This is a genomic window from Longispora albida DSM 44784, from assembly GCF_000379825.1.
Classification (GTDB): domain Bacteria; phylum Actinomycetota; class Actinomycetes; order Mycobacteriales; family Micromonosporaceae; genus Longispora; species Longispora albida.
This window is the reverse complement of sequence record NZ_KB903814.1, coordinates 395602-417108: the sequence shown is the minus strand read 5'-3', so window position 1 is coordinate 417108 and position 21507 is coordinate 395602. Positions and strand designations below refer to the sequence as shown.

Genomic DNA, 21507 nt, shown 5'->3' with positions numbered 1-21507 from the left:
CGGACCGGGATGTTCACACTCTGGTCATCTGCGTGTGAATGACACCGGCGTACTGCGGCGTCTCCGCCGGCCAGCCAGCGACCCATGGTCCTGTGTGGACGGTGAGCGGCCGTCATGTCCGGCACCGGCCTGGCCAAGCCCCGCGTTCTGGGACAAAGTTCCCGGCAGGGTGTGCATAATGCGCATGGGCTGTCATGTCCGGCTACTTCGGGCACACATGCGAGATTGCGAGGGCTGAGGATGCCGGCAAGCAAACATCTCCCCGGCGGGCGCGCGTTGTCCGCCGCCGCCGTGATCGCGCTGCTGGGGGCTGGCCTGGTCGCGGCGGGTGGCGCGGCGAGCGCCGATCCGGCCGAGGCGGCCAAGCTCGGGGACGGCAGGTACATCATCAGCTTCGCCGACGAGCCGGTCGCGAGCTACGACGGGTACGCGCAGGGGTTCGCGGCGACCCGGCCGCAGCCAGGTAAGAAGATCGATCCTGACTCCCAGGCGGTCCAGAGCGCTGGCGGCAGCACCTCACCGGCAAGCACGACGCGCTGTTGTCCGGCGTGGGCGCGGAGAAGCTCTACGACTTCACGATCACGAACAACAGTGTCGTCGCGTACCTGACCCGCAAGCAGGCCCGCGCCGTCGCCCAGCAGCCCGGCGTGCGCCTGTCCGCAGACCGGCTCGTCAAGCCGGAGACGACCCTCTCGCCCGCGTTCCTCGGGCTGGGCGAGGCCGGTGGCATCTGGTCGCAGCTCGGCGGGGCGGCCGGCGCGGGCGCCGGAGTCGTCGTCGGTGTCATCGACAGTGGCATCTGGCCGGAGAGCACGGCGTTCGCCGGGGGTACCGGCATTTCCGTACCGGCGGGCTGGCACGGCGCCTGCGTGGCTGGCGAGCAGTTCCCGGCCAGGACGTGCAACGACAAGCTGATCGGTGCCCGGTACTACCTCCAGGGCTTCGGCCGCCGCAACGTCGCGAACGCCGACTACCTGTCCGCCCGGGACGGCTCCGGCCACGGCTCGCACACCGCGTCCACGGCCGCCGGGAACCACGGCACGAGCGCGACCATCGACGGCACCCTTATCGGTACCGCCTCCGGCATGGCCCCGGGCGCGAAGGTGGCGGCGTACAAGGTCTGCTGGGAAGGCAAGCCGGGCGTCGATCCCGGCTGCTTCAACTCCGACAGCGTCGCGGCCGTCAACGACGCGGTGCTCGACGGCGTCGACGTGATCAACTACTCGATCGGCGGCGGCTCCGAGTCGGACGTGTTCGACCCCGTCGCCCAGGCGTTCCGCGCCGCGTCGAACGCGAACGTCTACGTCGCGAACTCGGCCGGCAACAGCGGTCCGGGGGGCAGTACGCTCGACCATCCGGCGCCGTGGGTGACCACAGTGGCCGCCGCCACGTTCCGCCGGTCGTTCCAGGCTGTCGAACTGGGCAACGGGACACGGTACGTCGGCGTCTCGACGACTCCGCCGTTGCCCACCGCGACCTCGCTCGTCACGTCGCTGAGCGTGAAGCTTCCCGACGTGGCCAACACCAACGCCGCGCTGTGCTTCCCCGACTCGCTCGACCCGGCCAAGACGGCAGGGAAGATCGTCCAGTGTGACCGGGGCGCGGTCGACCGGATCGCCAAGAGCTTCGAGGTCAGGCGGGCCGGCGGCGTCGGCATGATCCTGACGAACACCTCGGAGAACTCGCTCAACGGCGACTACCACCCGATCCCCTCGGTGCACGTCAGCCACAACGCCCGGCAGCCGATCCTCGACTACGCCACCACCGCCGGCGCGAGCGCGACCGCGAAGCTCGTGCCGCTGACCCCGGCAGAGCTCGCAGCCGCGCCCCAGGTACCCGAGATCGCGGCGTTCTCCTCTCGCGGCCCGTCGACCACGACCGGCGGCGACATCCTCAAGCCCGACATCGCGGCACCCGGCGTCGACGTCGTGGCCGCGGTCGCCCCGCCGTCCAACCACAGTCGCGGCTGGGACTTCATGTCGGGTACGTCGATGTCGTCCCCGCACATCGCGGGCATCGGCGCGCTGCTGAAGGCCCGGCACCCCGGCTGGCTGCCGTCGGAGATCAAGTCGGCGATGATGACGAGCGCGCGGGACACCGTGTCGAGCGCGAGCGACCCGTTCGCGCAGGGCGCCGGGTTCGTCGTCCCGAACAGCGCGGCCGACCCCGGCCTCGTGTACCCGGCGACCGCCAGCGAGTACCGCGGTTACCTGGTCGGGCTCGGTGCCACGTTCAGCCCGCCGTACAACACCCTGCCGCCGATCACCGCGTCCAACCTGAACCAGGCGTCGATCGCGATCGGCAAGCTGGCGGGCGTGGAGAGCGTGACCCGGCGCGTGAAGAACGTCGGCCCGGCGCCGGCGACGTACACGGCCTCGACCTCCATTCCTGGTTTCGACATCACCGTCACGCCGTCCCAGTTCACGCTCGCGCCGGGGGCCGAGCAGGAGTTCACGGTGATGTTCACGCGGACAGACGCCCCGTTGGGCACCTGGTCCACCGGCTCCCTCACGTGGACGGACGGGACGCACACCGTCCGCAGCCCGATCGCGTTGCAGCCGGTCGCGGTCGCAGCCCCGGCCGAGGTCCACGCGGCGGCGAGCGCCAGCGGCTCCAGGGACTTCCAGGTCACGCCGGGCTTCACCGGCACGCTGAGCACAACGCTGCAGGGGCTGACCGGCGCGACGCCGGTGCCAGGCAGCGTCACCGCTGGCCCGTTCGACCCGGGCAACCCGGTCGTGGACGCTGACACGAAGCGCCACCAGGTCGTCGTGCCCGCCGGCGCGAGGGCTGTGCGCTTCTCCCTCGACGCCACCAGCGCGACCGCCGACCTCGACCTGTACGTGTACCTCAACGGCGAGCTGGTCAGCGAGTCCGCCTCGGGCGCGGCCGACGAGCAGGTGAGCCTGCTCGACCCGGCGGAGGGCACGTACGACGTGTACGTCAACGGGTTCGTCACGCCCGGCGGCCCGGCAGCGTACAACCTGGCGAACTTCGTGGTCGGCCCCGATGACCTGCCGAACGCGTCCGTCACCTCGGGCGTGCCGGTGACCAGCGGAGTACCGGTCACCCTCACGGCCAGCTGGACCGGGCTCGACACCAGCAAGCGGTGGCTGGGCGTCATCACGTACGGGAACGAGGACGCGGTGACGTTCCTGTCCGTCGGATAGCGGGGCGGCACTGGCGAGTCCCGGCTGTCCATCAGGGACTCGCCAGTACACCCTGTTACTTGCTCTTTCCTGGGCAGAGCACGGACTCGGCGGCTTTCTCCGTGGCCTCGGACAGCGGCCTGGTCTGCATGTTGTCGATGCTCAGGGTGGTGGCCACCGCGAACTGGACCCGGCCGTCGGCAGAGGTGAAGGTGACGGAGTTGATCCCGGGCGCGCTGCCGCCGACGCCGGCCACCGTCCCGCCGCACAGGGTCGGGAACGGCTTCGGTACCTGCCGCTGGAGTTCCGGCGAGAGCAGCTTGCCCTGGGTGAACGCCCGGAAGAACGCGCTGACGTCGCGCGCGGTGGAGATGGCCGCCTCGGTGCTGACGGTGCCGTTGAGCCGGTCGACGTCGCGGGGCCGGCCCCCGCTGGCCGGGTCGGGGAAGTAGCCGTGACCGTGCGGGCCCCTGATGAGGTCGGAGACCCTGGTGACCAGGTAGCTGCGGTCCATGCCGAGCGGGGCGAAGATCCGCCGCTCGAACTCCTCGGCCCGGTCGTTGCCGGTCACCCGTTCGATGATCATGCCGAGCAGCACGTAGTTGGTGGTGGAGTAGCGGTACCCCTGGCCCGGTTCGCCCTCGCGGGGCACGGTCCGGGAGGCTTTCACCAGGTCGACCGGCGCGTAGGACGTGGTGAAGTCGAACGTGTCGAACAGCCCGCTGTCGGTGTACTGCGGGATGCCCGAGCTGTGCCGGAGCAGCATCCGCACGGTGATCTCCGATGATCGGTCCACCCAGTCGTGCTTGGCCACTTCTGGCAGGAGGTCGCTGAGCCGGTCGTCGAGCCCGAGCCTGCCCTCGCTGACCAGCTGGAGGATGACCGTGGCCTCCATGATCTTGGTCTGCGACGCGATCCGGTACCGGGAGCCTGACGGGATACGCCCGCCCTGCCCGCCGAGCAGCCGTGACCCCGCCGAGCCGTGGCCCGCCCGCTTGCCGTCGACGTACACCTCCCCGATGGCCCCGACCACGCCCTCGATCTTCGCCAGGTTCGCTATCGCCCGCTGGACATCACCCAGCGTCACCCGGTCGGCGGCCATCGCGGGCGCAGGGATACCCATCGCCAGCACCGCGCACGCCAAGCCGGCCGCCCCTGCTGTTCTCGCAAGCCTCATCGCCGAGATCCTCTCCGTCTCCGTGTCCTGAGTGGATAGATCTACGCCGCGGGGCCGATCGGCGGCCGATCGCCAGCCCATACGTGTTCCATAGGCCGGCGTTGCGATACTGCGGGGATGCGCGTGCTCCTGGTCGAAGACGAACAACCACTCGCTGGGTACATCGCGGCCGGGCTGCGCAAGCACGGGTTCGCGGTGGACGTCGCCCTGGACGGCCGGACCGCGCTGGACAAGTGCGCTGTCACGCCGTACGACGTGGTGGTGCTGGACCGGGACCTGCCGGTCGTGCACGGCGACGCGGTCTGCCGCGAACTCGCCGCGCACGGCACGTCACGGGTACTGATGCTGACCGCGTCGGACACCATCGAGGACCGGGTCGGCGGCCTGACGCTCGGGGCCGACGACTACCTGGGCAAGCCGTTCGCGTTCTCCGAGCTTCTCGCCCGGGTACACGCGCTGCACCGCCGGAACGCCCCGGCCCGCCCGCCGGTACTGCGCGCGGCCGGCGTGACCCTGGTACCGGCCCGGCGCACCGTCGAACGTAACGGGCTGCTGCTGCACCTGACTCCCAAGGAGTTCGGCGTACTGGAACAGCTGCTGTCCGCCGGCGGCGACGTCGTGAGCGCCGAGACCCTGCTGGACAAGGTGTGGGACGAGCACGCCGACCCGTTCACCAACGCGGTGCGGATCACCGTCGGCACGCTGCGCCGCAAGCTCGGCGACCCGCAGCCGATCGAGACTGTCACCGGTGCCGGCTACCGGATCGCGGCGTGCGGCTGACCGCCCGGGCCAGGATCACCCTGCTGCTGACCGGCTTGGTGCTGGCCTCGGGCACCGGGCTCACCGCGCTGACGTACCTGCTGATGCGCCGGAACCTGAAGCAGCGCACGGTCTTCACGCATCTGGACACCAGCGAGCCGCCACCGGGCGCTCCGTCGGAAGCCGCGCTGCGCGAACTCGCCGACCGGATGGCGTCGGACACGCTGTCGGCGCTGCTCACCCAGGCGGGGGTGGCACTGGTCGTGGTGACGGTACTGGCCGCCGTCATCGCCTGGCGGGTCGCTGGGCGGCTGCTGCGGCCGATCCGCGCGATCTCGGCCACGGCCCGGCGGCTGTCGGCGGAGAACCTCACCGAACGGGTTCCGGTCACCACGCCAGCCGACGAGCTGTCCGCGCTGGCCGGCACGGTCAACGAGATGCTCGACCGTGTACAGCGCGGTGTGGACAGTCAGCGGCTGTTCACCGCCAACGCCGCCCACGAGCTGCGAACTCCGCTGACCACTGTCCGTACCGCGATCGACGTGACCCTCGACGGCGAGCCCAGCCGCGCCGAACTGCTCACGATGGCCGGTGACGTGCGCGGTGCCGTCGAGCACCTCCAGCGCATCCTCGACGGGATGCTGTCGCTGGCCCGCAGCCAGGCCGGACTCGGTACCCGGGAACAGGTGGACCTGGCCGTCGTCGTGGCCGGTGCGATCGACGCCGCCGCCATCCGGGACCTGACCGTGCACTGCGACCTGAGGCCGGCGCCGGTGAGCGGCGAGCCGGTCCTGCTGGAACGGATGACCGGCAACCTGGTCGACAACGCGGTCCGGCACAACCGGCCGGGCGGCCAGCTCACCGTGTCCACGGACACGGCGTCGGGCCGGGCTGTGCTGCGCGTCTCCAACACCGGCAGGGATCTCGGGCCAGCCGAGGCGGAGGCCCTGCTGGAGCCGTTCGTGCGCGGCGCGGGTCACCGGCTGCGTACCGGCGGATTGGGCCTGGGCCTGACGATCGTGCGCGCCGTGGCACAGGCCCACCAGGGCGGGGTCTCTGTCACCCCCCGCCCTGGCGGCGGCCTGGACATCACCGTGGACCTGCCGGGGAGCGCTCAGCCTCCGGCCGTGTAGTGGCAGGCGATGGGCGTGTTGTTGAGGTAGTGCAGGAAGTCGGTGAGGTCCCGCTGCCAGTAGGGCCAGCTGTGGTCGCCGTTGCCAGCGCACCAGCGATGCGGGATGTTACCGAGCTTGGTGCGCAGGTCCAGGTTGGACTTGTAGATGTCCTTCTCTCCGTTACCGTCGGCGCCGCCGCTGTACAGCGCGAACTTCCCCTCGTAGGTTCCGAAGTTCGCCGACATGTCCCACGGGTTCACGTTCGGCCAGTTGGACTCGGGGCCGAACAGCGTCTCGATCCGGTACTTGCGCTGGCGGGCCTGGTCGAGGACGAGCAGGCCGTTCTCGTAGAGGTTGACCCGGGTACCGCCGTCGAGGAAGTTGACCGTCCGGATCGCGGCACCCGACATCCACATGTGTGAGCTGATGGTGTCCTGCACCTCGACCGGCCGCATGTTCGTACCGCCGGAGAAGCTGGCCACCCCGGCGAACTTGGTGTGGTGCTGCGCGCCGTACTTCAGCGCCCCGAAGCCACCCATCGACAACCCGGCAAGGTACCGCCCGGAGCGCGTGCCCGAGGTGCGGAAGTTCGCGTCGACCCACGGCAGCAGCTGCCCGATGTGGAACGTCTCCCAGTCGGGACGGTAGCCGCCGTCGGCCTGCCCGGCCCAGTTGGTGTAGTAGCCGGTGCTGCCACCCTCGGGCATCACGACGATGCCCTTGAACGGCGAGTTGCGGACCAGGTCCTTCACGCCGTTGTTACCCCAGTCGTCCCACTTCCCGCTGCCTCCGTGCAGGAGGAACAGCACCTCGTAGGGAGTGGCGGCCGCCGGGTTGTAGCCGGTCGGCAGGAGGATCCGTACTTTGATCTCAGGGGTCCCGCCGGTCCGGTAGACCGCCTGGGTGCGCATCCGGACGTCGATGACTTCGGCAGCGGGGTCCACAGCGGACATACCCAGGTACGTGATGCCGTGTGAACTCGGGTTGGGCAGGGTCGGCAGGGTGGCCGCTGTCGCTGGAGCGGCGCCGGTTGCGAGGACGGCACACACGGCCGTCGCCAGAGCGAAAGGTTTCCATCTCATGGCCACAAGATAAAACACTCCACTCAGGAGGGATGTCCTGTGGCGGGGAGTCCTTCCCCGGTCGTACGGCTCCCGGGAGGAGGATGCGGCCTGGGTCGGACGCGGGAAAACGTTGCCAGGGAAAGACTTGAGCCCGTTCCCGTAGCCTGAGCTAAGGACTGACTCTTGTCTCCGCGTTCGTATTTTTGGTCGCGCCGGTTGAAGGTGACGGCCTGCGGCGTCGCCCTCGGGCTGGCCACGTCCGCCGTGGCCGTACCGGCATCGGCAGATCCCGCTTCGACCGGCCTCACACCACCTGCCGCCCGCGCCCGGCTGCTCGCGCTCGCACAGGACCTCGTGGCCGCCGGCGCCCCCGGCGTGATCGTCCGGGTCGACGACGGCCGGGGCCGGCCGGTCGAGTTCACGGCCCAGGCGGGCTGGGCCCGGCACGACCAGCGGCTCGACCCGGGGGACGAGTTCCGGATGGGTTCCAACACCAAGACGATGATGGCGGCGGTGGTACTCCTGCTGGCCGCCGAGGGCAGGCTCGGGCTGGACGATCCAGCGGACACATGGCTGCCCGGCAAGGTACCCGGCGGCGGTGCGATCACGCTGCGGATGCTCCTCAACCACACCAGCGGGCTCGCGGACTACACGGAGGACCCAGCCCTGGTGCCGTCGATCCTCGGCAAGGAGACCCGGCGGTGGACGTCACTGGACCTGCTCGCTGTGGGAGCGGCACGGGAACCGCTTTTCCCGCCGGGTACCAGGTGGTCGTACAGCAACACCAACTACGCGGCGGTGGGGGCAGTTCTGGAGAAGGTGACCGGTGAGAGCCTGGCCGGCCTGATCCGTGACCGCATCGCCCGGCCGCTGGGGCTGCGGCACACGTACTTCGCGGTGGACGGCACCTGGCAGGGCCGTCACGCCACCGGCTACGAACCCGATCCCGGGCACATGCCGCCCGGCGTGCCCGAGGAGTTCCGGGACGTGGCAGGCCCGCGCCGCGCCGGGCACGCCGACGTGTCCGGCCACGATCCGGGCTGGGGCGGGGCCGCCGGGGCCGTGGTGTCCACCGCCCGCGACTGGGCACGGTTCCACAGTGCGCTGATGTCCGGCCAGCTCCTGCCGCCGGCTCAGCTCGCGGAGTTCCGCCGCACGGTGCCGATGGACCCGGCGAACCCGGTGAACGGCCCCGGCTACGGGCTGGGCATCGAAACGGGAGACGTGCCGTGCGGGCGGGTGTGGGCCCACTCCGGGGGCATCACCGGGTACTCCAGCCTCACGATCACCGACAGCACCGGCGAGCGGACAGCTTCGGTACTCGTGCCTGCGCTCTTCCTGCTGGAATTCGAGGCGGCTCCGGAGCTGCTGCGCGCCGACGAGGCGCTGAAGACCGCCGTCGCGTGCACCATGTTCGGCAAACCGGTCCCGGGGAAGTAGCAGGCCGGCCCGCCCGCCGTGGCAGCCTGAGCCGGCACCTGCCTCGGCGGGCGGAGCACGAGGCGTGCTCGCTACGGGCGGAACAGTTCCGCGTTCTCGGCTGCCCACTCCGGGAAGCTCCGGAGTGGCCTGCCGATGATGTCCTGCACGCTTGGCCGCTGGCTGAGCGTCCACTCGGTGAGTTCCGCGAGGCGCGAGCCGTACTCCTCCAGGGCGTACAGGGTCACGTCGATCCCGCTGTCCGGCCAGCCGAGCGCCCGCCACGTCGTACGGCTCTCGCCGGGGTCGACCTCGGTGGCCGCGATCTCCGTTCCGAGGGCGCGCGCGATGGCTTCCACCCGGGAACGAGTACTGATCGGCAGCCCGACAGCCTCCAGGACCGTGCCGTCGTAGCGTCCGGTACGGAGCGCGGCCGCCGCGACGGCGGCGAGGTCGTCCTCGTGGATGAACGGATAGTGCCCGTGCTCCAGGAACGCCTCCCGGACGGCCAGCTCGGACCTGATCGTCTCCGGCCAGTCCGAGCCGGTGGCCGGGTACGTGCCCTCGGCCACCGCGCCCATCACGGCCGAGGGGCGGATGTGTGCCCAGGCCAGGCCGCAGTGCTCGGCTGCCCGCTCGATGGCCAGCCAGAACCAGGTCTCCGGCGGGAAGTTCTCCTCGTACTCCGGGCCGTGCGAGGACAGCACCACGACCCGTTCCACGCCGGCGCCCCTGGCCATGCCGAGCGCGTCAGCGACCGTGCCAGGTACGGCGCCGGCGAGGAAGACCCCTTCGGCGCCGTCGAAGATCCGGGGCTGTCCGTGCGGCCGGGTGACGGAACCTTCCACCACCTCGGCCCCGTGCGGCCACCCAGCGGCCTGCCCGGGCTCCGCGAGCACCCGCACCCGGGCACCCGCGCCGAGCAGCTGGCGGGCGAGACTCCTGCCGACCAGGCCGGTGGGACTGTTGCCGGCGTCCTTGCGGGCGTGCACGGCAGTGATCAGGTACAGCGAACCCACAGCGCGAACCTCCAGTGTAGAAACGGAGATCTTGCGCCGGGCCCGGTACGGGCCTGGTTGCGGATCTTCGGCAACGATACCTGAGCACCGCCGCCGGCGCCCGTCATCGGTTCAGCGCTTCAGCCGGTAGCAGACCTTCCAGTCTCCGTCCTCACGTACCGCCGGGACGGTGATCTCCGTGGCCGTGAACTTCGGGGAGGGATGTTCGACCTTCAGCCACACCGTGGCGAAGTCGCCGTGCTCGGAGGCCCGGACGGCGGTGAACGTGAGTTTCTTCAACTCGGCGCGCACGCGCGGGTAGTCCTCTTCGGGGTTCTTGCTCCGGTCCATCAGATCCCAGCGGATGCTGGCGGCGACGAAGCCGGCATCCACACTGCTGCGGAGCTGCTCCCGTTCCTTCTCCGTGTCGGTGTCACTGGCGCAGGACAGGCTGAGGACCTCGTCGAAGTCACCGTCCACCGCCGCTGCCATGAAGTCCTCGGCCACGTCGGACGGAGAGCCGGACCCGGCGAGGAGCAGCCCGGCACCGGCTCCCACGAGCAGGTAGAAGACCGATCCGGCGAGGATCGCGGCCAGGCCGCCGGCACCCACGCTCGCATAGAACCTCTGGAACCTGCCCGGCTGCGGCGCGTGAGCCACCTGCGGGACAGGGCCATCCAGCACGGGCTGGGCACCGGTGAAGGCCGGCGGTGGCGGTGTGGCCTCGACCGCCGGGGCTGGCACCAGCGGCGGCTCAGGAGCCGGCTCGGCCACTGGTGCGGGCGGCGCCGGCCACAGCGGCGGCGCCTCCTCCACCTCCGGAGCAGCGGATGCCGTGCTCGGAATGGGAACGGAAGCCGCAGCCAGCAGGCCCCTGAGTGTGGCGGCGAAGTCCGGGTCACCGTCCAGCACGGCAGCCAGCACCGTAGCGGCCTGTTCCTGGCTGCCCGGGTCGGACGGGCTGTCCTCCAGCGCCGCCAGGGCATCCGGCCCGGCTTCACGCAACCGGCTGGCGACCAGGCCATAGAGCGGATCCCCGGCCGCGTTCGCCGTGTGCAGGCTGCTGGTCATGGAGCTGACCGCAGCGGCAGCGATCGAGGCGTGATCCACATGTCCTCCCAGGGTGACCGTCCACTGTGTTCGCGGACCACACTGTAACCACGCCGCGCCAGCCCCACGGTGCCCGAGGACCCGCCCCCGGGCACCGTACTGTCCGCGTTACCTGGCGTCGCTGCCGACGAGCGACCGCACCTCGAAAGCATCGTACGTGTCCTCGTCGGACCGTCGCCGGGTGAGCAGCGTGCCAGCGGCCGCAGCCAGGAAGCCGACCGGGATGGATACCAGGCCCGGGTTGTCCAGGGGGATCGGCGCGACGGCCGTGCAGCTGAACAGGGCTGTGGGGTTGCCGACCTTCGCGGAGTTCGCCGGTACTCCGCACTCGGCGGCCTGGGTGGCGGTGAGCTTCACGGCCGGCTTGGTGCTCGACGCGCCGCCCCAGCAGATGGGGGACAGGGCGACGACGCCGATGGCGGCGACCAGGCCGGCGTAGATGCCAGTCGTCGCGCCCCGGGTGTTGAACTTCCGCCAGAACAGCGAGAAGCCGATCGCTGGCAGGTTCGCGGACGCGGCGATCGCGAAGGCCAGCGCGACCAGGAAGGCGACGTTCAGGTCCCGGGCGAAGATCGACAGCACGATCGAGACCGCGCCGATCACGACGGCGGACAGCCGGGCGACCTTCACCTCGCCCTTGTCGTCGGCTTCCTTCTGCGCCGCGTCCCTGGCCGGCGCTCCGCCGCGCCGGAACACGTTGGCGTACAGGTCGTGCGCGAAGGACGACGAGCTGGCCAGGGTCAGCCCGGCGACGACGGCGAGGATCGTGGCGAACGCGACGGCCGCGATGAACGCCAGCATGATCGAGCCGCCCGTGGTGCCGGCTCCGCCGCCGAGTACCTCGGCCAGCCGGGTCGCCGCCGTGTTGCCGCTCGGATCGGCCTTCTTGATCGCGGCCCCGCCGACCAGCGCTGCGGCCCCGAAGCCGAGTACCAGGGTCATCAGGTAGAACGCGCCGATCAGCCCGATCGCCCAGACGACGGAACGGCGGGCGGCCCGGGCGGTCGGGACGGTGTAGAACCGGACGAGGATGTGCGGCAGGCCTGCGGTACCGAGCACGAGCGCGAAACCGAGGCTGATCAGGTCGAGCTTGCTCCACGCGTCGGTGGCGCCGTACTTGAGCCCGGGCTGGAGGAACGCCTCGCCCTTCCCCGACTTCGCCGCGGCCGCGCCCAGCAGGTCCGACAGGTTGAAGTCGAACTTCGCGAGCACCAGTACCGTCATCAGGGCCGCGCCACCCATCAGCAGGCAGGCCTTGACGATCTGGACCCAGGTGGTGCCCTTCATGCCGCCGACCGTGACGTAGAAGATCATCAGAAGGCCCACGCCGGCGATGACCCAGATCTTGGCCGCGTCCCCGGTGACGCCGAGCAGCAGCGAGACCACCGAGGCCGCGCCGACCATCTGCGCGACCAGGTAGAAGATCGAGACGACGATCGTGGAGACGCCGGCCGCCGTGCGGACCGGCCGCTGCCGCATCCGGGCCGCGAGCACGTCACCCATCGTGAACCGGCCGGAGTTCCGCAGCGGCTCGGCCACCAGCAGCAGGGCCACCAGCCAGGCGACCAGGAACCCGATGGAGTACAGGAACCCGTCGTATCCGGTGAACGCGATGATGCCAGCGATGCCCAGGAACGACGCGGCGGACATGTAGTCCCCGCCGATCGCGAGCCCGTTCTGCACCGGGGAGAACGCGCGGCCGCCCGTGTAGAAGTCCGCAGCCGTCCGGTTGGAACGGCTGGCCCAGATGGTGATGCCGAGCGTGCCGGCCACGAAGAGAAGGAACAGCGCGATCGTCACCGGGAACCCTCCCCGCGCAGCTCGGCGGCCAGCGGGTCGAGGCTGCGGCGGGCGAACCGGGCGTAGAGCCCGGCGATCAGGAACGTCGACGCGAACTGCCCGAGCCCGAGCAGCAGCGCGACGTTGATGTGCCCGAAGACCCGCACGGCCATGAAGTCGCGCGCGTAGGCCGACAGCAGCACGTACGCCGCGAACCAGGCCAGGAACAGCACGGTCATCGGGAAGGTGAATCGCCGGAATCTGCCGCGCAGCTCGGCGAATCGTGGATCAGACATGCCTTGTGTACCCCTCAGGAAGTGTTTCGTCGGGGCAGAGGCTGACAGCGGGTGATCAACAACTGATCAACACGGAGACACCGGCTGCGGGCTGTCACACCCGCACGAAGCGCCGGTCGGCGCCGGCGAGCCGTTGTGCCGGGCCGGTGCTGTTGGCATGCGCTGGCAGGACAAACCGCTGGGCGTTACAAGAAGGTTTTCCCTGGTGGTCAGTGCCGGGCGAGCCGCCAGCCGCACGCGATCTGCGCCACGGTGAGCGTGGCCAGGAGCAGCAGCGGTACCTGCCAGCTCCCCAGGAAGCCGTGAAGCATGCCGATCGTGAACGGGCCGGCCGAGGCGATCAGGTAGCCGGCGCTCTGGGCGAAGGCCGACAGCGCCGTGGTCTCCGCCGGGCTGCGGCCGCTGGCGCTGATCACGGCCAGTACCAGGGGGAAGCCGCTCAGCCCGAGCCCCAGCAGCACGGCCCACAGCTCCGGGAGGAATCCGGGTGCCACGAGCAGCCCTGTGTACCCGGCTGCCAGGCTCGTACCCGCCACCACGAACCCGCCCCGCAGCCGGGTGGCCCCACGGGTCAGCGCCATCAGCCCGAACGTAGCGGGGATGCCGGCCAGGACCAGGACGCCCAGTACGGTACCGGCGTGCCGCTCGCTCACTCCCTGGCTGGTGAGAATGGACGGCAGCCAGCCGCTCACCACGTAACTGTGCAGGGCTTGCAGGGCGAACATCGCGGTGATCAGCCTGCCGAGGCTGGACCGGGCGGCGGCTCGGAGCGAGTAAGCCCCGCCCTGTTCCCCGGCTGGCTCGGGCAGCGCTGTACCACGCAGCAACCACACGGCCACGGTCACCACCACCGGCACCGTCCAGAACGCGAGGCCCAGCGAGGGGCTGCCGAGCGAGGCCGCCATCGGAATGGCTGCGGCGGCGGCCAGCGCGGCGCCGACCGACATGACCGTGGTGTACACGCCGGTCATCACAGCGATCCGGTCAGGGAACCTGCTGCGCACCACGGCCGGGAGCAGCACGTTGCACACGGCCAGCCCGGCGGAGCTGAGCAGTGTTCCGGCCAGCAGCGCCCAGGTGGCCGGTACCGCCCGCACCGCCAGCCCGGCGGCCAGCAGTACCAGGGCCGTGGTGACCGCGCGCTCCGCTCCCGTCCTGCGGGCCAGGGCCGCGCTGGCCGCACCGGCAGCCGCGAAGGTCAGCGGGGGGAGGGTGGGGAGGAGCGCTGCGGCTGTGGTACCGAATCCGAGGTTTTCCTGGAGTGATTCCAGCAGGACCGAGGCACTGCTGATCGCCGCGCGCAGGTTGAAGGCGATCAGCACGACTGCCAGGACCAGCATGGCCGTGGTTCTGGTCCGGCCTGGACGCTGCTGGACGGCTGTCATGGTCCGGGCGTGCGTGACATCCGCACCGGCAGGTGGGCCAGGCCGCTGACCGCGAGGGAACGCAGCCGTCCGGGTGGCCCGGCGAGCTCGACCCCGATGCGCTGGTCGAGCAGTTCGGTCAGCAGGATCCGGGCCTGCACCCTGGCCATCGTCGCGCCCACGCAGACGTGCTCGCCGGCGCCGAGTGCCAGGTGCCGGTTCGGGCGCCGGCCGATGTCGAACCGGCCGGGCTCGGCGAAGACCTCCTCGTCGCGGTTGGCCGACGGCAGCCACAGCACGACGCGCTCACCGGGCTCCAGCGCCTGGCCGCGCAGAATCGTCGGCTGGGCGACCGTGCGCAGGATGTGCGTGCCGCTGGACGTGTACCGCAGGATCTCCTCGATGGCTCCCGGCATCAGCTCCCGGTCCTCGCGCAGCCGCCGCCATTCCCCGGGGTGCTGGAGGAAGGCGAGCATGCCGCTGGCCATCGCGAGCCCGGCGTTCTCTGTGGCGCCCATCAGGTTCTCGCAGTTGATCAGGATGGCCTTCTCCGACAGCAGCTCGCCGCCGAGCGTGCCGTACGCGAGGTCGCTGACGAGGTCGGCGGCCGGGTTGTCCATCCGGTCCTCCATCAGGCCGATGAAGTACCGCATCAGGGAGCCGTGCGCGGTGAGCGGCTTGCCGGTCTCGAAGGCCTCCCTGGTCCAGTCCTGCACCATCGGGAGGTCGGACGCCGGCACGCCCATCAGCCGGCAGATGATCGCCGTCGACAGTGGCGCGGCGATGTCGTGCACGAAGTCGCACGTGCCCCGCTCGACGGCCTCGTCCAGCAGTGCCCTGGTGGCCGTGCGCATGGCTTCTTCCTGGTCGCGCGCGCACCGCAACGTGAACCGGTCCGCGATCTGTGACCGGAGTTCCCGGTGCAGAGGCGGGTCGGTGGCGGCGAGCGTGAGCCCGCCCCCAGGATCGTCGCCGTGGCCAGCCTGCCGGATCAGCACGCCGTAGAAGTTCGTGAAGTGCTCGGCGTCCTGGAGGACGGACCGGCAGTCCTCGTACCTCGTCACCGACCACAGTGGAGGATACTCGCCGGGCGGGTGGTGATGCAGCGGTGCGTGGGATCGCATCCATTGCCACAGCGCGTGCGGGTCACCGTCGGCGTGCAGGCTGGTGTCGAGGAGCAGTTCGGGGTTCACTGGGCCACCATTCCGGTCAGCCGTTTCAGGTAGCTGGAGGCGAAGGCCCTGGCGACTGCCTCGGGTACCACGCCGGGGCGATAGGCGATCATGACCTGTGTGGTGCCGTCGGGTTCCGGCCAGAGTTCCGTGTGCAGTTCCAGCGGCAGGTCCGGATAGGGCTGGCGGAGCAACGTGCTGCGTGCCCCGTCGAGCACGAGCCGGGGCTGCGGCGTGTCCTGTAGCGCGAAGAGGGTCTGGAACAGCGGGGGCCTGCCGGTGCGCGGCAGGTCCAGCAGGTCCAGGACCGTGCTGAACGGCACGTCCTGAGCGGCGAAGGCTTCCTCTGCGGCCCGGCTGGTCTCCGCGATCGACGCGCCGGTGAGCCGCGCGCACACCATCGTGATGTGGCAGCCGACCACCTCTTCGAGACGTGAGCTGGCCCGCTGCGACACCGGGATCCCTGCGGAGATCTCGGCGTTCCCGGTGACCTCGCACAGGCTCGCTGCCCACGCCGACAACAGCACCGTGAACCGGGTCACGCCAGCTCGCGCCGCGCGATCATCCACTGCGGACAGAACTTCAGGACCAAGAACATGTTCAAGGTGTACTGGGGCCCCGGGCGCGACCGTCCCTTGTGGCCATCGGAGCACAGGCACGTCCCGGAGCCGGGCGCGCACTGCCTCGTGCTGGACGGCAGGGTCGCTGTGCGCGAGGTACGCGGCACGATCGGCGGCTACCTCGGCCAGCGAGGCCGGTAGCCGGGTAGTACCGGGCTCTCCCCGTACGGCAGCCCGGTAACCGGCTGACAGTTCCTCGGCGAGCACATGCCCTGACCAGCCGTCGAACGCGATGTGGTGGACCACGATCCCCAGCACCGACACCTGGGTACCCTCGACGGCTGCCAGCGCCACCCGCCAGACCTCCCCGCCGGCCAGGTCGAGCGGGTCGGCCAGCTCGGCCAGCAGCGCGCCGGCTGCGGCCCGCACGGACTCCTCGCCCGGGAGGTGTTCCAGCGGCGGCGGCCCCAGGCCGGACGGGAGCGCAGCCGGGCGCGGATCGCTGACGTAGGCGGCCCGTAGTGCCTCCTGCCGGTGATGGACCCAGGCGACGGCGGACTCCAGTGCCACGGTGTCCAGCTCGCCCTCGACCTCCCAGCACATGAAGCAGTGGCTGGTCAGGTCCTTCGGGTCCGTGAGGCTCCTGGTCAGGTACACCAGCTGCATCGGGGTGAGCGCTGTCCCGTCCGCCCCGGCGGCGGCCCGGGCTTCCGCCTCGGTACCCGCTGTGGCACGCAGCCAGCCGCTCAGAGCGTCGACCGTGGAGTGCTGGTACATCCGCGACAGCGGTACCGGTCTGCCGAGCCGGTCGGCCAGCCGGGCGCAGACCCGGGCCGCGCCCAGCGACGTGCCACCAAGCTCGGTGAAGGTGGCGTCGAGTGGCACGCCGGGCAGCCCGAGTACGTCACCGAACACCTCAGCCACAGCGCGGGCCGTACTGTCGGCCGGCAGCTCCACATCCGCTGCCACCGGCGGGCGGTCCACGCTGGCCAGCAGCGCCCTCTCGTCGAGCTTGCCGTACGCGGTGAGCGGGAAAGCCGGCACGCCGACCAGGGCGGCCGGACGGTGATAGGGGACCAGGGCCGAGGCCAGCGCGGGCAGGACATCCGCCAGCTCGTCGCCCTCCGAAGCGGGTACGCAGAACGCGAGCAGCGCCTCGGGTACGCCGGCCGCGTCCCGGCGCGCGATCACCCGGCAGGATTTCACCCGCGGTTCGAGCTGCTCGATCTGGCGCTCCACCTCGGCTGGTTCGATCCGGTGCCCGCGCAGCTTGAGCTGCCGGTCCGCGCGGCCGCAGAACTCCAGCAGGCCGTCGGCGGCCCAGGTACCCAGGTCGCCGGTCCGGTACACCCTGACAGGTTCGCCGCCCAGCTCCACGACCGGGAACTTCCGTGCGGTCAGCTCCGGATCGCCCACGTACCCGAGCGCCAGGCCCTCCCCGGCCACGCAGATCTCGCCCGTCTCCCCGGCGGAGCACTCCTGGTCACCGTCCAGGATGTACACCCGCGTACCGGGGATCAGCCGCCCGATTGGGATGCCACCGGGGCGCCCGGTGTCAGCGGGGGTGACCCGGTGCGCGGTGGTGAGCATGGTGTTCTCCACCGGCCCGTACCCGTTGATCAGCGCGATGCCCGGGTGAGCCTGGAGGAACCGCTCCATGTGCCCGGGCGAGACTCGTTCGCCGCCCGTCATCACCTGCCGCAGCCCTGTGAACGCCCCGATGTCCTCCTCGACGACGAGGTTGAACAGGCTGCTGGTCAGCCAGGCCATCGTCACGCCCTGCCGCGCGGTGCAGGCCCGCAGCGCGTCCGGCGACAGGTACGGCTCGTCCAGCAGCACCGCTGTCCCGCCGGTGAGCAGCGCCGACCACAGCTCGAAGGAGAAACCGTCCCAGGGGACCGCCGAGTAGAGGGCCATCACGTTGCCCGGCCCGAACTCGGCGAAGGTACCGGGCCGGTACATCCGGGCCGGTGCGCGGTGCGGGATCAGCGCGCCCTTGGGCTGCCCGGTGGTGCCGGACGTGAAGAACACGCAGCAGGGGTCGTCGCCGGTCACGGAGGCGGCCTCGAAGTCATCGGGCACCTCGACCGGCCCGGCCGGCGGCGACCAGACCGGGAGGTCAACGCCCGTCGTGCCGGCAGGCGCGATCATGAGTGGCGCGCCGAGCTGGCTGGTCACGCCGCTGATCCGGGTGGGCGGCCAGGCGGGGTCGAGCAGCGCGTAGGCGCCGCCGGCCTTGAGTACCGCGAGCAGGGCGACGACCAGGTCGACGCCACGAGGGAGGAGGATCGGCACCAGATCGCCCCGGCCCGCGCCCGCCGAGGCGAGCAGCGCGGCCCAGCCGTCGGAGAGCCGGTCGAGTTCCGCGTAGCTGACCCTGCGGTCACCGGCCGCCAGGACGATGGCCTCCGGATGCTGGCGTGCCAGCCGGGACATGGTCTCGTGCAGCCCCTCCCCGCGGGGCAGCACAGCGGTTCCCGTCATAACGATCTCACCCCCGTCGATGTTGACCTCTGGGAGGCTGACACATTCGCCTGTAGAAGGCAACCTATGATCATCGATGTTGATCTGCCGGACCTATCGAAGGATGAGAATGGCTGACGAGCAGCTGCCCCCGATCGCCGTGCTCGGAGTGGCGGGCAGATTCCCCGGTACGGCCGGGATCGCCGACTGGTGGGCCGCGCTGAGATCCGGGAAGGTCCTGACCAGACGGTACTCGGACCAGGAACTCGCCGCTGCCGCCGTCCCCGCCGGGCTGGCCGGGGACCCCGCGTACGTGCCGGTGCGCGGGCACCTCGACGGCGCGGAGTGTTTCGACAGCACGCTGTTCCGGGTCAGCCCCCGCGAGGCGGCCATCATGGACCCCCAGCACCGGCTGATGCTGGAGACCGCCTGGGCAGCGCTGGAGGACGCCGGGATCAGCCCGCTCGGCGAGGACCGGGTCACGGCGGTGTTCGCGTCCGCCACCAGCAGCGGGTACCTGCGCCGGATGGTGACCGGCGGTGACCTCGACCCGGACGTGCTGCTGGCCGCGCTGCACGGCAACGAGCCGGACTTCATCGCCAGCCGGATCGCGTACAAACTCGGCCTGACCGGTCCGGCGATGGCGGTACAGACCGCGTGCTCGTCCTCGCTGGTCGCCGTACACCTCGCCATCCAGTCGCTGCGAGCCGGAGACTGTGAGCAGGCCATCGTCGTGGCCGCCGGGCACCGCTTCCCGCAGACCGGGCACCTGCCGTCACCCGGTGGCATCTTCTCCGCCTCCGGCAGCTGCCGGCCGTTCGACGCGCTGGCCGACGGCATCATCGCCGGTTCGGGGGCCGCCGCCGTGGTGCTGCGGCCGCTGGACAGCGCGCTGGAGGCGGGATTCCAGCCGTACGGCGTCATCCTCGGCACGGCGATCAACAACGATGGCACCGCGAAAGCCGGGTACCACGCGCCTTCCCTGGCCGGCCAGGAAGCGGTGATCCGGTCGGCGCTGCGGGCCGCACGGGCCGAAGCCGGCTCGGTCGGGTACCTCGAAACGCACGGCACCGGCACCCGGATCGGCGACCCGATCGAGTGGCAGGCGGCCACGGCGGCGCTCCGGGCCGGGGGAGCGGCCACCGGGCAGATCCCGATCGGCGCGCTCAAGGCGAACATGGGCCACCTCGACGCCGCCGCCGGGCTCGCCGCGCTGATCAAGGCGCTGCTCGTGGTACGCGAGGGCGTCATCCCGCCCGTCGCCGGGTTCACCGCGCCGAATCCGCTGCTGGACAAGGACTCCCCGCTCAGGATCCCGGCTGCCCTCAGTACCTGGACAGGCCCCGAACCGAGGCGGGCTGGCGTGAGCGCCTTCGGTATCGGCGGCACGAACGCGCATGTGATCATCGAGCAGCCGCCTGCCCCGGTACACAGTGAATCAGCGGAACCGGATGAATCTGCCGGCGGCAGCCATCTCATCGTCGTGTCCGCCGCAGATCCAGGCGCTCTGTCGCGAACCGCTGAAGGGCTCGCACGGCATCTGGAGGACAGCCCGGCGGGCCTCGCCGACGTGGCACACACCCTGGCGGCTGGCCGTGCGGCGCTTCCCGAACGCCTGGCCGTCGCCGCCCGGAACACCAGTGAGGCCGCACGGCTCCTGCTGGCCGGCCCGGTCACCGGGAGCCAGGCAGCCGCAGGCCCGGCGCCTGCCGTGTTCCTGTTTCCAGGGCAGGGCACGCAGTTCCCAGGGATGGGCCTGCCCTTCCTCCGGCTGCCGGGATTCGCGGAGGCCGTGGAGGACTGCCTGTCCGCCGTGCCGCCGGCCCTCGCCGCAGAGCTGCGTGCCGCGCTGCTGGACGAGACCTTCCCGGCCGCGAGCCTCGACGCGACGGCGCTGACCCAGCCTGCCCTGTTCACCCTGGGCTACTCGGCGGCGATGGCGCTCGCCGAGCTGGGCCTGGAACCCGTGGCGGTGGCCGGGCACAGCCTCGGCGAGATCACCGCCGCCTGCGTGGCGGGCATCCTCGACCCGGACGAGGCCATCCAGCTGGTCGTGGCCCGTGGCGCGGCGATGCAGGCCTGCCAGCCCGGTGCGATGCTGGCGCTGGCCTGCGACGAGGCCACAGCTACCGGGCTCGTGACCGAGTCCAGCCACGCGCTGGAACTCGCCGCCATCAACGGCCCCGCCGCGTGCGTGCTGGCGGGCCGGACCAGGGACGTGGAAGCCTTCGCCCGGTGGCTGGACGGCAAGGTACCCGCCCGCAGGCTCCGCACCAGCCACGCCTTCCACACCCAGCTGATCGAACCGGCCCTCGGCCCGATCCGCGCCGCACTGGCCGGCCTCACCCTGTACCCGGCTGCCGTGCCGCTGGCCGCCAACCTCACCGGGGAGGTGATCACGGCCGGTACGCAGATTCCGGCCGAGATGTTCGCCGGGCAGGCCCGGAGCGCGGTCAGATTCGGGCCGGCCGTCGCGGCCCTCGCCAGGCTCTATCCCGCGGCGCTGGCCGTGGAGGTGGGCCCGGGCACCGTGCTGTCGGCTCTCGCGGAACAGGCGGGAATGCACGCGGTACCGCTGTCACCGGGCCGCGCAGCCGACCGGGACAGTGAACTCCTCTCCGCGCTGGGGACACTGTGGACATTCGGCCAGCCGGTCAGCCCGCTCGCCCTGTGCCCGGCTGGCCGGCGGATCCACCTGCCGGGTTACTCCTTCACCCGCCAGGAGTTCATCGCCCCCGAAACCGCCCTGCCTGCCGCTGTGTTGTCCGCCGAGCCGGCCGCCGAACCGGAGGCCGGAGGCGTGGCCGACGTGGACGGGCTGCTCGCCGAGGCCTGGGCGGAACTGCTCGGCCACACCAGCCTCGGTCCCCACTCGGACTTCTTCGAGCTGGGCGGCGACTCGCTGCTGGTCACCAGGCTGGCCCGCAGGCTGCACCAGCGGCTCGGGGTCATGGTGCCGATCCGGGACATGCTCGTCGCGCGGACCCTCGGCGGCCAGGCGGAGATCGTCGCCGGTCTGGTTGCCGGTCGATCATCCGCGAGCTAGTGTCCTCTGTGGACGTTGAAGAACATCAATTTTTTA

General features: G+C 71.1%; 15 protein-coding genes. 6 read left to right on the top strand and 9 right to left on the bottom strand.

What is annotated here, in order from left to right; translation table 11 throughout:
• Positions 1 to 240: 240 nt before the first annotated feature.
• Positions 241 to 609 (top strand): hypothetical protein, encoded by a 369-nt coding sequence (locus tag A3G1_RS40355; RefSeq protein ID WP_157640943.1) that lies wholly within the window; start codon positions 241 to 243, stop codon positions 607 to 609.
• Entirely contained in the window at positions 549 to 3170 is a 2622-nt protein-coding gene (locus A3G1_RS33410; RefSeq protein WP_018348579.1) for a S8 family serine peptidase, read from the top strand. The genes A3G1_RS40355 and A3G1_RS33410 overlap by 61 nt, the downstream gene beginning before the upstream one ends.
• Positions 3171 to 3225: 55 nt before the next feature.
• Here the strand turns inward: A3G1_RS33410 and A3G1_RS33405 are convergent, their stop codons facing one another.
• A complete protein-coding gene (locus tag A3G1_RS33405) occupies positions 3226 to 4272 on the bottom strand; it encodes a serine hydrolase domain-containing protein (protein WP_157640942.1) in 1047 nt (348 codons plus the stop codon).
• 171 nt (positions 4273 to 4443) lie between these two features.
• On the opposite strand from A3G1_RS33405, the gene A3G1_RS0106070 reads away from it, so the two are divergent.
• A complete protein-coding gene (locus A3G1_RS0106070) occupies positions 4444 to 5106 on the top strand; it encodes a response regulator transcription factor (RefSeq protein ID WP_026211853.1) in 663 nt (220 codons plus the stop codon).
• Complete coding sequence (locus A3G1_RS0106065) at positions 5097 to 6218, top strand: sensor histidine kinase (protein WP_018348576.1); 1122 nt, start codon at positions 5097 to 5099, stop codon at positions 6216 to 6218. Before A3G1_RS0106070 ends, A3G1_RS0106065 begins: the two co-directional genes overlap by 10 nt.
• Here the strand turns inward: A3G1_RS0106065 and A3G1_RS38210 are convergent.
• Complete coding sequence (locus A3G1_RS38210) at positions 6200 to 7282, bottom strand: alpha/beta hydrolase (protein WP_083936771.1); 1083 nt, start codon at positions 7280 to 7282, stop codon at positions 6200 to 6202. The two genes, A3G1_RS0106065 and A3G1_RS38210, sit on opposite strands and share 19 nt — an antisense overlap.
• A 165-nt stretch (positions 7283 to 7447) precedes the next feature.
• Between A3G1_RS38210 and A3G1_RS0106055 the strand changes: the two genes are divergently transcribed.
• The gene (locus A3G1_RS0106055; RefSeq protein WP_157640941.1) at positions 7448 to 8704 is read left to right on the top strand and encodes a serine hydrolase domain-containing protein; all 1257 of its coding nucleotides are present in this window, start codon (positions 7448 to 7450) and stop codon (positions 8702 to 8704) included.
• Positions 8705 to 8775: 71 nt separating this feature from the next.
• On the opposite strand, the gene A3G1_RS0106050 is transcribed toward A3G1_RS0106055, so the two are convergent.
• The 7 genes from A3G1_RS0106050 to A3G1_RS0106020 all read right to left on the bottom strand — a co-directional run bounded on the left by A3G1_RS0106050 (position 8776) and on the right by A3G1_RS0106020 (position 18446).
• The gene (locus tag A3G1_RS0106050) at positions 8776 to 9702 is read right to left on the bottom strand and encodes an SDR family oxidoreductase (RefSeq protein ID WP_018348573.1); all 927 of its coding nucleotides are present in this window, start codon (positions 9700 to 9702) and stop codon (positions 8776 to 8778) included.
• A 111-nt stretch (positions 9703 to 9813) separates the two neighbouring features.
• The gene (locus A3G1_RS0106045) at positions 9814 to 10752 is read right to left on the bottom strand and encodes a nuclear transport factor 2 family protein (RefSeq protein ID WP_157640940.1); all 939 of its coding nucleotides are present in this window, start codon (positions 10750 to 10752) and stop codon (positions 9814 to 9816) included.
• 147 nt (positions 10753 to 10899) lie between these two features.
• The gene (locus tag A3G1_RS33395; RefSeq protein ID WP_018348572.1) at positions 10900 to 12591 is read right to left on the bottom strand and encodes a solute symporter family protein; all 1692 of its coding nucleotides are present in this window, start codon (positions 12589 to 12591) and stop codon (positions 10900 to 10902) included.
• A complete protein-coding gene (locus A3G1_RS41125; RefSeq protein WP_018348571.1) occupies positions 12588 to 12866 on the bottom strand; it encodes a DUF485 domain-containing protein in 279 nt (92 codons plus the stop codon). Before A3G1_RS41125 ends, A3G1_RS33395 begins: the two co-directional genes overlap by 4 nt.
• A gap of 209 nt (positions 12867 to 13075) precedes the next feature.
• Entirely contained in the window at positions 13076 to 14206 is a 1131-nt protein-coding gene (locus tag A3G1_RS33390) for an MFS transporter (RefSeq protein WP_018348570.1), read from the bottom strand.
• A gap of 41 nt (positions 14207 to 14247) precedes the next feature.
• Positions 14248 to 15423, bottom strand: a complete 1176-nt coding sequence (locus tag A3G1_RS0106025) for a cytochrome P450 (RefSeq protein ID WP_018348569.1) — start codon at positions 15421 to 15423, stop codon at positions 14248 to 14250.
• The gene (locus A3G1_RS0106020; RefSeq protein ID WP_018348568.1) at positions 15420 to 18446 is read right to left on the bottom strand and encodes a non-ribosomal peptide synthetase; all 3027 of its coding nucleotides are present in this window, start codon (positions 18444 to 18446) and stop codon (positions 15420 to 15422) included. The genes A3G1_RS0106025 and A3G1_RS0106020 overlap by 4 nt, the downstream gene beginning before the upstream one ends.
• Before the next feature lie 109 nt (positions 18447 to 18555).
• On the opposite strand from A3G1_RS0106020, the gene A3G1_RS0106015 reads away from it, so the two are divergent.
• A complete protein-coding gene (locus tag A3G1_RS0106015; RefSeq protein WP_018348567.1) occupies positions 18556 to 21471 on the top strand; it encodes a type I polyketide synthase in 2916 nt (971 codons plus the stop codon).
• Positions 21472 to 21507: the final 36 nt, after the last annotated feature.